Annotated in this window: 11 protein-coding genes; 5 read left to right on the forward strand and 6 right to left on the reverse strand. The window is 41.5% G+C overall.

Going from position 1 to position 12,929, the window contains the following annotated elements:
* Positions 1-179: 179 nt before the first annotated feature.
* The gene (locus JMW85_RS13100; RefSeq protein WP_374220468.1) at positions 180-1,904 is read right to left on the reverse strand and encodes an AMP-binding protein; all 1,725 of its coding nucleotides are present in this window, start codon (positions 1,902-1,904) and stop codon (positions 180-182) included.
* A gap of 653 nt (positions 1,905-2,557) precedes the next feature.
* A complete protein-coding gene (locus tag JMW85_RS13105; RefSeq protein WP_201582061.1) occupies positions 2,558-4,285 on the reverse strand; it encodes an AMP-binding protein in 1,728 nt (575 codons plus the stop codon).
* Positions 4,286-4,855: 570 nt separating this feature from the next.
* Between JMW85_RS13105 and parC the strand changes: the two genes are divergently transcribed.
* The 5 genes from parC (at position 4,856) to JMW85_RS13130 (ending at position 10,275) form a co-directional block, all read left to right on the forward strand.
* Positions 4,856-7,162 carry a DNA topoisomerase IV subunit A gene (gene parC / locus JMW85_RS13110; RefSeq protein WP_201582062.1) on the forward strand — a complete coding sequence of 769 codons (2,307 nt, stop codon included), beginning with the start codon at positions 4,856-4,858 and terminating at the stop codon, positions 7,160-7,162.
* Between the two features lie 205 nt (positions 7,163-7,367).
* Entirely contained in the window at positions 7,368-8,063 is a 696-nt protein-coding gene (locus JMW85_RS13115) for a toll/interleukin-1 receptor domain-containing protein (RefSeq protein ID WP_201582063.1), read from the forward strand.
* Between the two features lie 150 nt (positions 8,064-8,213).
* Positions 8,214-9,379, forward strand: a protein-coding gene (locus JMW85_RS13120) for an IS3 family transposase (RefSeq protein WP_201582064.1) whose coding sequence is annotated in 2 segments (ribosomal slippage) — positions 8,214-8,472 and positions 8,472-9,379 — 1,167 coding nt in all. Because the reading frame shifts where the segments join, the coding sequence is not laid out codon by codon here.
* A gap of 103 nt (positions 9,380-9,482) precedes the next feature.
* Complete coding sequence (locus JMW85_RS13125) at positions 9,483-9,701, forward strand: hypothetical protein (protein ID WP_201582065.1); 219 nt, start codon at positions 9,483-9,485, stop codon at positions 9,699-9,701.
* Positions 9,702-9,954: 253 nt separating this feature from the next.
* Positions 9,955-10,275, forward strand: a complete 321-nt coding sequence (locus JMW85_RS13130; protein ID WP_055124816.1) for a hypothetical protein — start codon at positions 9,955-9,957, stop codon at positions 10,273-10,275.
* A gap of 152 nt (positions 10,276-10,427) precedes the next feature.
* Here the strand turns inward: JMW85_RS13130 and JMW85_RS13135 are convergent, their stop codons facing one another.
* The 4 genes from JMW85_RS13135 to JMW85_RS13150 form a co-directional block, all read right to left on the reverse strand.
* Entirely contained in the window at positions 10,428-10,733 is a 306-nt protein-coding gene (locus JMW85_RS13135; protein WP_201582066.1) for a hypothetical protein, read from the reverse strand.
* A 110-nt stretch (positions 10,734-10,843) separates the two neighbouring features.
* The gene (locus JMW85_RS13140; protein ID WP_201582067.1) at positions 10,844-11,215 is read right to left on the reverse strand and encodes a hypothetical protein; all 372 of its coding nucleotides are present in this window, start codon (positions 11,213-11,215) and stop codon (positions 10,844-10,846) included.
* A gap of 179 nt (positions 11,216-11,394) precedes the next feature.
* Positions 11,395-11,874, reverse strand: a complete 480-nt coding sequence (locus JMW85_RS13145) for a BLUF domain-containing protein (protein ID WP_201560974.1) — start codon at positions 11,872-11,874, stop codon at positions 11,395-11,397.
* A gap of 377 nt (positions 11,875-12,251) precedes the next feature.
* Complete coding sequence (locus JMW85_RS13150) at positions 12,252-12,767, reverse strand: hypothetical protein (RefSeq protein ID WP_201582068.1); 516 nt, start codon at positions 12,765-12,767, stop codon at positions 12,252-12,254.
* Positions 12,768-12,929 lie beyond the last annotated feature (162 nt).

Genomic DNA, 12,929 nt, shown 5'->3' on the forward strand with positions numbered 1-12,929 from the left:
GCTAACCATCATTTATCTAGCAAACTATTAATAAGCTAAAATAAATAATGATTGGATGCCATAGCAGACGTAAATATTGAGATATCCTAACGTGGCAGCGGCGCAATAGCAAGATTCGTTCGAGCTATTGCGCCGCTACTTTAGCCAGTCATTGGCTTAACAAAGAAATAGCACCAACTTTATTCTAACCCTTCCATCTTACGCAATTCTTTACGCAGGATTTTACCCACGTTTGATTTTGGTAATTCATCGACGAACTGTATGTGACGCGGACGCTTGTAACCAGTCAGTTGCTTTTTGCCAAAATCAAGCAACTCTTGCTCGGTCACATCGCCTTTTTTGACCACAAACAACTTGGGCTCTTCACCGCGGTCATCGTTTGGAATACCGATAGCGCCGCATTCTACCACAGCTGGATGCTCGCTCATGGCTTCTTCAATTTCGTTAGGATAAACGTTAAAACCAGAGACCAAAATCATGTCTTTTTTGCGGTCAACGATTTTGATAAAGCCTTTTTCGTCCATGATACCGATATCGCCAGTTTTCAGAAAGCCATTGGCAGTAAACGTTTCAGCTGTTTCCTCTGGACGATTTTGATAACCTATCATCACCTGCGGGCCTTTGACACAAATTTCGCCGCGATCACCCAATGCGACTTCACTTTCATCATCATCGATTAGGATTATATCGGTGCTAGAGGCAGGAATACCAATTTTACCCGTGAATTCAGCAATGGTCATCGGGTTAAAAGCAGCCACTGGTGAGGTTTCTGACAAACCATAACCTTCAACGATAGGCAGACCAGTGATTTTATGCCACTCTTTTGCCACGCTTGGCAAGACAGACATACCGCCACCGATAGACGCTTTTAGGTTAGAGAAATCTAAGTCTGCAAAGCCGTCTTTGTGTACTAGACCGTTAAACAAAGTATTCACCGCAGGGATAAAGGCGGGTTTGTATTTGGCCATCTCTTTAATCAGACCATCAAGATCACGAGGATTTGGGATAAGCAAGCCTGCATAACCTCGGTACATGCCATACATGCCGCAGACCATAAATGAGAATACATGATATAGCGGCAGTGCCGTCAGGATGACATCATTGGCATCAACATCATCATCAAATGCACTGTCCATCAATGCACTAATCTGTAGCATATTGGCAACTAAGTTACCGTGCGACAGCATTGCACCTTTGGCAACCCCTGTCGTACCGCCCGTATATTGCAATAATGCCACGTCGCTTAAATTCAAATCAGGGCGCTTATATTTGCTGGCTGATACTGCACTTAAAGCGTGCTTAAAACTCACGCTGTTTGGCAGGCTATAAGCCGGAATCATTTTTTTGACATGGCGCGCAACGAGGTTAACGACGGCTCCTTTCACTGTTCCTAGCATATCACCAATCTTACAAACGATGACATGCTCAACCTGACCTTTGTCTTCTGCCTCTTGATAGGTGTTCGCAAAGTTCTCTACGATAAACAGGGCTTTGGTGCCACTATCATGCAGCTGATGCGATAACTCTCGGCTGGTATATAAAGGGTTGACGTTGACCAACACCATACCTGCACGGATGATCCCCAAAGCAACCACTGGATATTGCAGAAGGTTGGGCATCATCACCCCAACTTTATCACCTGTTACCAATCCTAATGATTGCAAGTAACTGGCAATTTGGCGACTGTATAAATCCAATTCCTTAAAGCTAATCGATGCACCCATACAAATATAGGCCGTTTTTTTCCCATAACGGCTAAAGTTACGCTCAAACACATCAAGTAAAGAGGTATTGTCATCAGGCATATCGATAGTCGCATCAATGCCATAACGCTCATAAGTTTTCAACCATGGGCTGTCACTATCTATCGTCGGCATAGTAGGAAATACGCTGTCTTTATTCATTGCAGCGTTATCGTTTGTGGTCTCTTTATTGATACTGTCGGTCATAATTTTCCCTAAATGTTACCGTTAAAAACGTAGAATAATCTAATGAAAACACCATTATTTTTTGTGATTGATCAATGACAGCAGAAGCTTGTGAATAAAAAACGTGGTAACAAAAAAGGTTTGTCATTCACAAGCTTTGTCAATCAAAGCGCAACGTTAAGTCCTTAATAAATAGCACAATAACTCGGCATTGACGAATTAAAAACCCCTTTATCCCTGATAGTTTTATCAGAGATATAGCGCAAAACTAACGTCATCTCGTCGATAAATAGACAAATATGTCGGTAAGCACTATAGCAGTTTTGCTAAAAATTCTCTATCTCTACCTGACTGGGTCATAGCGACAAAAAAAGCAATAAATACAAAAAATGATAAGGCAGCATACCAGCAACCTTACCATTTTTGGATCACGACACCCAGTATCACAACCAACACTATCACGACAACTTAGCATCCTGATAGTTTCTTTCAGATTTAGTTCGTAGCGTTAGTTTGTAGCGTTAATTTTTATCATTAGTATCGTAGTGACTTATCATGATGACTTTACGAGTGCCTAACAAACAGTAGCAGACACTCATAAAAATACTCTGGCACTGAAGGCTAACTGATTAACCGTGGTTCTTTTCTTCCAGCACGCGCAAATCTTTGTGCAAAATCTTACCGACATTTGATTTTGGTAATTCATCGATGAACTCAACATAACGAGGACGCTTATAACCAGTTAAATTCTCTTTGCTATAAGCAAGCACTTCTTCTTTAGTCAAACTGTCATCACTACGCACAACATAAATCTTTGGCACTTCGCCGCTCTTTTCATCTTCGATACCGATGACACCGCACTCCAAAATCTTTGGATGACCTGACATCACATCTTCGACTTCGTTTGGATAGACGTTAAAGCCAGATACCAAAATCATATTCTTTTTACGATCAACGATTTTAAAATAGCCTTCTTCATCCATCACGCCGATATCACCCGTACGGAAATAACCGTCAGACGTCATGACTTCAGCAGTAGCATCATCACGTTTCCAGTAGCCTTTCATCACTTGTGGACCACGAACACAAATCTCGCCGCGCTCACCCAGTGCGACCTCATTGCCTTCTTCATCCAAGATAGCCATGTCTGTTGCTGGCATCGGTAGACCAATATTGCCTGAGAATTCGCCCGTACCTTCTGGGTTTGCTGACGCCACAGGAGACGTCTCTGACAGACCATAGCCTTGTACGATTACATTACCAGTAATTTTTTGCCATTTGTCAGCGGTGTCTTTTAATACTGCCATGCCACCGCCCATCGACATCTCAAGCTTGCTATGATCTAAAGCTTTGAATGGATCGCTATTTGCTAAAGCATTAAACAGCGTATTGACCGCTGGGAAAAACGCTGGTGGATAATCTTTATAAGCTTTGATTAAGCTTGCACCATCACGTGGGTTTGGCACCAGTAGCCCGATACAACCGCGATATAAGCCAAACATGCCGCAAACGGTAAATGAGAAGATATGATATAGCGGCAAGGCGGTCATGATAACTGGCTGCTCATCCATACCTTCAAACTTATCAAAAGCATCGCCAAGATAGGTATCACATTGAATCAGGTTGGCGACTAAATTACCATGCGTGAGCATTGCACCTTTAGCAACACCTGTGGTACCGCCGGTATATTGCAAAACGGCAATATCATCAAGGCAGATGTTATCTGGACGTTTGTAATTTTTGGCTGAGAAGCGATTCAGTGCTGTTTTAAAGTTGGTGCTGGTTTTAAGGTTATAGTCAGGTACAAGCTTCTTCACGTGACGCACGACCATATTGACGATAAAGCCTTTTAATGGACTCATCAAATCACCCATCGACGTCACGACGACATGATCAACCAAGTCCTTACCAATGTCTTCATACGTTTTAGCGAAGTTCTCTAAAATAAATAGCGCTTTGGTATCAGAGTCGGTTAGCTGATGCTCAAGCTCTTTTGAGGTGTAAAGCGGGTTAACGTTAACCAAGGTCATGCCAGCACGCAGCACACCCAATACGGCAACTGGTAGCTGCAAAATATTTGGCATCATGACGCCGACTTTATCGCCTTTTTTTAACCCAAGTGATTGCAAGTAGGCAGCAATTTGTTTGCTATAACGATCTAAATCTTCGTAGGAGAGTTTTGCATCCATACAGACAAACGCTGTCTTGCCAGCGTGCTTCGTAAAATTCTGCTCAAATATATCGATTAAAGAAGTATTAGCGGCTGGCATATCAATGTCGTATTGAATACCAAGCTTTTCGTAAGTTTTGACCCATACTTTATCGTTACGACGAATTAGGTTACTGTGATTTTCCATAATCTTTTCTCTCCTAGTAATAGTACGCTACCGTCAACCCATGCGAATCACAGTGTGATAAAAATATAACAACTCAGAGCACAGGCTTGTCATCGTAATGGCAAGCTTGGCTGTGAGGCAATCATATGGTGATGAGCAAACAATATAGCGGTAAATAGCCCTCTGTTCATTAACATACACACTTTATACAGACTACTCAATATAAAAGATTGCTACTTGAGTTCGCAAACTGTCTTGACGGTCAATAATATTATATTTATCAAAACCTTAATATCGATAATCGATAATCTTTCAGCGATTTATTAGCGAACATTTATTCATTAATACTCTTTATAGTGTTTTATCGTTAACTATTTTCACCTTTACTATCAAGGGCAGTAGCAAGCTCTGTTGAGGTCACAAAGTTACACTGTGTACTCTCTTTATCATTATCCAGCACGTCACGACCTGTCGTCTATTCTGACTTATGCCTTTTTAATTTTGCCAATATCCTTTACGATAGCGCTATCCTATTTGTACGCTTGCACCAATTATTTATACCTATTAAAACTGATAAGTGAACCCTATTTTATGTCCGATGTTATTGATCATACGATTGACCCTATTATTCCCAATGAACCGATGGATACTCGCTCAGTCGCAGAGTTCACTGAGCAGGCCTATCTCAACTATGCGATGTACGTCATCATGGATCGGGCGCTGCCAAATATCGCTGACGGCCTAAAACCTGTCCAGCGCCGCATTGTTTACGCCATGAGCGAGCTGGGGCTAAAATCAACGGCGAAGGCGAAAAAATCTGCGCGTACCGTCGGTGACGTCTTAGGTAAATACCATCCGCATGGTGACAGCGCTTGTTATGAGGCCATGGTACTGATGGCGCAGCCGTTCAGCTATCGCTATCCGCTCATCACAGGTCAAGGTAACTGGGGTAGCCCAGATGATCCAAAATCCTTTGCGGCGATGCGTTATACCGAAGCCAAAATGTCGGCTTATGCCAATACCTTGCTTGCAGAACTCGGACAAGGCACGGTCAATTGGCAAGATAACTTTGATGGCACGATGCAAGAGCCAACCACCCTACCTGCCCGCCTACCGAATATTTTATTGAACGGCACAACAGGTATTGCAGTCGGCATGGCAACCGATATCCCACCACACAATTTGAACGAAGTAGTACGTGCAGCCATTCGGTTACTAAAAAATCCTGAGCTATCGGTTAAGCAGCTTACCCAATCGATACCAGCACCTGATTTGCCAACGCCAGCTGAAATCATCACCAGCAAAAAAGATTTGCAAGCGATGTATGAGACTGGACGCGGTAGCTATAAAATGCGTGCGACGTTCCATGTTGACCCTAAAGAAAAGAATCTCGTCATCATTGACGCGCTGCCTTACCAAGTCTCAGGCAACAAGATCCAAGAGCAAATCGCTAAGCTAATGACCGATAAGAAATTGCCTTGGATTACTGATATCCATGATGAGTCAGACCATGAAAATGCTTGTCGTATCGTGCTTGAGCTAAAATCAACACGGGTCGATGTGGCTCGTGTCATGAGTCATTTGTTTGCCAGTACAGACCTTGAAAGCAATTATCGCGTCAATATGAATATGATTGGCCTAAATGGTAAACCGCAGGTCAAAAACCTAAAAGAAATCCTTGATGAATGGCTAATCTGTCGCCGTTCAGTGGTCACCCGTCGCTTACAATATCGCCTCGATAAAATCGACAAGCGCTTACATATCCTCGCAGGTTTGCTGATTGCTTATCTTAATATTGATGAAGTCATTCGCATCATTCGCGAAGAGGACGATCCAAAATTATCGTTAATGCAAGATTATGACCTCACTGAGATTCAAGCCAATGCTATTTTGGATATTCGTCTGCGTCAGCTCGCTAAACTAGAAGAGATTGAGCTACGCCGCGAGCAAGATGAACTGGCTGCCGAACGCGCGATCATTCAAGAGTATCTGGACAATCCAGACAGTCTGACCAATCTTATGATTGACGAGCTGACAGCCGATATGAAAGAACATGGCAATGAGCGCGTATCACCACTGGCAGAGCGCGAAGAAGCGCAAGCATTAAAAGAATCTGACCTTGTACCGAGCGAACCGATCACTGCCATCCTATCAAAGGCAGGTTGGATTCGTGCTGCCAAAGGTCATGACGTCGATGCCGCTGGCATGAGCTATCGCTCAGGTGACAGCTATCAAGCGCACGTCCGTGGCAAATCCAATGAGAAAATCTACGTGCTCGATAGCACTGGACGCAGCTATAGTATTGATGCGCATAGCCTTGCTTCGGCTCGTGGTCAAGGCGATCCTCTGACCAGTGTGTTAAAGCCACCAGCAGGTGCTAGCTTTGAGCAGCTATTAACCGGTGCTGACAATCAGCGCATCATCCTCGCTAGCTCCGCAGGTTATGGCTTTATCAACACCATCGGTAATCTTGATAGCAATCAAAAAGCAGGTAAAAACATCATTAACCTAGCGGCTGATAGTCGCTTGCTCCCTGTCGCCCGTATCGATGCGCCAGTAGATACGACTGCCAATGCTGACGGTGACAATACCAATGCAAAGGTAGCGCCTGACCATATCGCTGTCGTAACCAATGCGGGGTATTTATTGATATTTGCCCTCGATGATTTGCCTGAACAGGCACGCGGTAAAGGCAATAAACTTATCAAGTTAAAAGACGGCGAAGAAGTGCTTACTATCACTCCACTCAGTCAGCAAGACAGCCTAATTATTACTGCTGGCAAACGCCATGTGACGCTAAAACCAAATGACTTGGCTAACTATATGGGTGTTCGTGGTAATCGTGGTGGTCAGTTGCCAAGAGGCTTTCAAAATGTGACGAGTGTTGAGGTTGGGTAGTTGGGTTTAATTATTTTAAATCTCTGATACTTCATTATAACGAGGGATATTAGTCGATAATTGTATGCAATCGTACTTATCAAATTTATACTAGTTGAGAAATTTAATGTTTCGACTAAATTTTCTTTAGTATGTAAGTTACTTAAACGTATCCAAATATTATGGATATTAGAACTACTCATTTAAATTAGAGAGGTAAAGCAATATGGCTAGATGTACAGCACCAACAAGAGGACATCGTAGTGCAAGTGCTGCAGCTGACTGCCCTGCATGTAGTGGACGTTATGGTAATTACGGTAGCAGAAGCTATAGTCCTTCTTACGCGACTTCATCTTACTCTTCAGCTAGAACTAGCGGAAGTAGCGGTGGGTCAAACCGCAGTGTAAAACCACGTTGGTCTAAGTCAAGTTCATCCTTAACGTATACGTCTGCTCAAATTCAATCACTTAATCCAATCCGAGAGGTCATTGAGACTAGAGCAGCTCAACAACCTGATCTTCGTGATGTCTTTTTGTGTCATGCTTGGGGTGATCGTAAAGAGGCAGCAAAAGAGTTATACGATTTACTTGAAGCTGCAGGTGTAAAAGTTTGGTTTAGCGAGAAAGACCTTGGACTTGGTGTGCCTATGATGCGTGCAATTGATAAAGGTTTGGCGAACTCTCGGATAGGACTCGTATTGGTAACCCCCGCAATGCTAGAACGTTTACCAAAAGAAAGTGTCGCCGACAAAGAGCTTTCAACATTATTGGCAGGTAACCAACTTATTCCTATCATACATAATACATCTTATGAGGCATTACGAAATGTCAGTCCTATGCTAGCTTCAAGAACTGGTTTAGATACTGCTGAAGATTCAATGAAAGTTGTCGCAGAGAAAATTGCAGAATTAGTAGATGTTTGAATTAGTAGGTATATGCACTCTAATACGTTAATTCATCTGAAAGGAATTGGCTTGTGCATGTAAGCTTTATTGAATAATGTTATACTGAGCTATGCTGAAGAAACCGTAGAGATAAACTTGGTAAACTAAGCGTATTAATCGGAGTTTACCATGACCAAGAAAATAAGAACCTACAGTAACGAATTTAAAGCCGAAGCTGTTAAAAAGATCACAGACAACAACGGCAATATTTCAGCAACTGCAAAGCAGCTTGGCATCGCCATGCAAACCTTATCGAATTGGAACAACAAAGCTAATCAAGGCAAGCTTGTAGGCACTGAGCAGTATGATCCACAGCTTATAGCTGTTCTAGAAGATAACAAGCGCCTCAAACGACAGCTTAAAGTTGCCGAAGAGGAGCGAGAGATATTAAAAAAGGCGACGGCGTACTTCGCCAAGCACAGCTAGTCAGGTACGCCTTTATTAAAGACAATCAGCAGATATTTAGCATCACCACTATGTGCTATGTGTTAAGCGTCAAACCATCAAGTTATTACGACTGGAGTAGTCGCGATATCAGCGAGCAGCAGATACACCGCAACCATTGTGAGCTACTAGTTAAAGCCGCTCACAGTGAAAGTAAAGAACGTTATGGTTATGAGCGTTTGCATGCAACGCTCACCGAGCAAGGCCATGACATTAGCCTATACATGGTTAGAAGCATTAAAGAGGAACATGGCATCAAATGCCGTCGCCACAAGCGCTTTAAAATTACGACAGACTCTAATCACAATAAGCTGGTCTATCCAAACGTACTGGATCAGAAGTTTCATGCCAGTCGCCCTAACCAAGCGTGGGTCAGTGACATCACCTATATCTGGACAAATGAGGGCTGGCTGTACTTGGCAGGCGTTAAAGACTTATACACCAAAGAGCTGGTCGGCTATGCCATTAACAAACGTATGACCGCTGATCTAGTATGCCGTGCACTCAATATGGCAATCAAAAATAAACGTCCAAGCCAAGGATTGATTGTGCACTCTGACAGAGGCAGCCAGTATTGCAGTCATGCCTATCACAAAATCATCAATCAGCATCATTTTAAAGGCTCAATGAGTGGTAAAGGTAATTGCTTTGACAACGCTCCGATAGAAAGCTTCTGGGGCACATTAAAGAATGAGCTGGTGTATCACCAAGACTATAAAACAAGGTTTGTAGCGATCAGCGATATCATTGGCTATATTGAGTTGTATTATAATCAGACTAGGATTCAAAAGGGCTTGGGCTATAAAACGCCAAGACAGGTGTGGTTTGACTTTTATTGTCAGGCTGCGTAATTAAAATCTCCCAAGTTTAACTGTACGGATTTGACGGCAGGGGTCAATACGGCTAATAGACAGACGTGCGTAACTCCGAATTTAAATTATTGAGGATTAAGAAATGTCAATTGGATCAGTAACAGCAAAAGAGCTAGCAAGAATGGGAGCGAACTTAGAAATCAGAGATGGGCTGGGTTCAACTACTATAAAAGAGATTGTAAGAATAGCTAAAGAAAAAGGTAGTAAAGTCTCTGTGAGTTCTCGTTGCATTGGTTCTGTAACTGCAAAAGAATTAATTTTAATTGGTGGTAACTCAGTCACTATCATTATTGAGGATTAATTTATTAAGTAAGCGTAAGCTGGGCTAAAAGCCTAGCCTAGCCTAGCCTAGCCTACGGTATGATTTATTTATCAAAAATAAGAAATCAACACCCCCTAACCCTGCCGTAACCCCAAAATCGGAATGACCAAGTCTTCCTCATCGGTCAAATGTTGCGAGCGCGCGTAGGGTGCGTTCCAAGCACCGATGAGATTAGTAACATTAAAAAATCTTACACTGGACGCAGCCTACGACTTTAATTATTAGTGACTATATGAAAGCTTTAGCAATAATTGTATCTTTTTTATTTTTATTCTGCGCACTTGCAGGAATTTTGGTGATTCCCACTTTTGAAGAACTATATAAAAGTTTTGGTGTTGATATACCAGTATTTGCTAAGCTAGTGTTAAATACTCATAAATACTGGCTAGGGTTAGCTTTGATCCCAATACCCTTGGTTTATTTATTGGAACCGTCAAAAAAATGGCAAGCTACCACTCAATATTTTCTCTTAGCTTTGGCTATTCTTCTTATTCCTTTGACCATTATTGCTCTTTATTTGCCTATATATGAATTGGGTAGCGTAGCTGGTTAAATGATAGCAACAAACGTAGGCTGTGCTTTTAGTGCATAGGGTTGGTAGCATAGGCTAAAAAATTAGCCTACGAATACTAATCTACAAAGGTAACTATTCTATTCATTAATAGCATTACGCCTATCTCATTTTGCTACTAAATCTCTTAAACTTTAAAATTTTGCATTCGCAAAAGCTGCATATAAAAGTCCAGCGCCTACAGCTTGGATAGGAAAAGTGACTATGTCTACTGCCATGGTCACTGGCAATAGAACAACGCCAAGCTTATTAGCATGATCACTAACTTCCCATTTTTGATTCAATTGAATCGTTAAAGGTTGTTTTAGCTTATGGTTTATCTGATCAATATTCTGTACTGCAGAAGCTACTGTCAGCTCAATGCGCACTATACGCTGACAAATCATATTTTGTTGCTCGGCAATAATTGCTGTCTGACACTCAAAACCGAAATTTTCCAACTGTAACTGCTCATTGCGCTTTATTTCATTTATTGGCTTTGCATACAACAAGCCAATAAATGTTGGTATATCTTTAATCTTACTTGTTTTATTACCATCTATATTAATAACTAACTGGTTTGAATTGGCTTGAGTTTTTGCTGAACATTGTAAGTTGAGTATGAGGGTAGAGTATCGATATATAGTGAGCCTAAATCTACTTGAGCGAAAATTCTTCTAAATATATCAGAAGATGTGTGAGAGTCGACCGCAGGTTGCACTAAAAGACTATAGTTTTTACCTGCTAGAATCATAGCATCCTCGTATCCTTTTATTGGCTTATTAGGATATCCAACGGCAATAACGTTCTCAGATAAGACATTTTTTACATGCTCTTCCACATGGTCAGTTTTGGTGTAGCTTACAAGACTCGCAGTAGCGCAACCATTTAATACGATTGATGATCCTAAAAGCGTTACAAGCAATAGAGACAGTTTTTTCATAAATACAATCCGTTTAAGTTATTCAAATAGCGAACGCCTCAGATGATAATACACAACATATGTAGAATTACAACGCTCAACCTTTACGATCTATAAATATAAGATATTGAAAACAACTAAAAAGCCGCCTACACACTGTATAGACGGCTTTTTTACGCTAGTTATAATAGAGAACTTATCTAAAAATTGCTGGATTTGGTATCTTTAAAAACTGCTGTCAAAAAACTTTTAATCTGAGCACTTGTCATTAGATAGGGATTATAGTCAGAACCTGCTGAGAAGCTTTTGAGGGCATACTCTTCATCTTCAGCGCTTGATGTTAGATGTTTCACTAAAAACCCATTCCATTGACGCGACTCTATTTCCTCTATATTAACAATATTGGGAAAAATCGTTGAATGCTCGTCAAGTATTTTTTCTAAGGCAATATTGATAGCGGGCCTTGTCCCTTGAAAACTTTGAACGAAATAACCTTCACTAATGACTAAAGCTGAAGCTATATTATTTTCTTCAAAATACCTTCGCCAATACTCAAGCGCGCGAGTCAGCTCGATTCCCGAATCTAGGTCGACATTTTTGGCGATATATATCATGTTGATAAGAATATGCTCGCCATTTATTTTTTTGCTTTCTGGAGTATGGCTTGTCGCTATAGTCATGAGAAACCTTATTTATAAAAACCTGATCTAATTTAAGATAAAGTATAATCAATAAAATTTTTTTTCTTAGTGGTTTTTTGTCATCTAGCATCATTGTATTTCTAGAAATAAGCATTGAAATTTTAATGAGTTAGGATGCTGACATTTCTCGGAGTACAATTGTACTATAAAACTTGGCACAATGACTGCGATATCATTAGTCTAATAGTTAACAAGCCTAATCTATATCTTCCTATAGCACGGTCTCAACCCTAACATACGACTGACCCACACTTACTCATGGCTCAGACGTTGCAAACATCACTTACTCTTACTAAAAAGCCGTCTATACACACGGCATAGACGGCTTTTTTACGCTCATTAAAACGACCAAGGCATCAATACCGACCCATCTCAACCGTTGTCTCAGCAAGCACACTATCGCCTTGCCATGCCTGCACATCTACCGTATACAGATGGTTTTTGCCACCTGAACAAGGCGGTTTATACGCCCCTCCCGCTTCCCCTGCACGGCTACGATATTCCGCGACCATCTCAATCCCGACAGGCACTTCATAAGTATGCCCAAACACACGTGGAATCTCAGCACTCGTAGCACCTTCTGGTAGGTTAAACTCTACAATGCCATGTCCACCATGTTGCATACGTTTATTACTCACATCGCTGTAAACGAAAACCAAGCTCTCCGCGCCCATCGGTATGTTTGAGACCGTCATGCTCGGCGTGGCTGGATTTTTGCCATCATAGTTTAGACACTGCTGCCCTTCAGGTATTTTTTTGCCTTTCCAAGCAGCATCGTTAAACTTAACATCCATTGCAAAGGCATTGGCAGATAGTGCCAATGTTGCCAGTGCCGTCAAAGCGGTGACTGATTTTAAGGTAAAAATTTTCATACTAGCTCCTTTAGATAGCGGATACACTGATAAAAACCGTTCATCATTTTGTTAACTGATATTGATCGTTAATCTTAACCTTATAATAAATAGCCACTATTAAGTTAATTATATCGTTTAGGGTTTTTGTTAACCTTTCGAATAAGCGCAAATCAATCGCAC

It is taken from the genome of Psychrobacter glacincola (assembly GCF_904846075.1).
Taxonomy (GTDB): Bacteria; Pseudomonadota; Gammaproteobacteria; order Pseudomonadales; family Moraxellaceae; genus Psychrobacter; species Psychrobacter glacincola_C.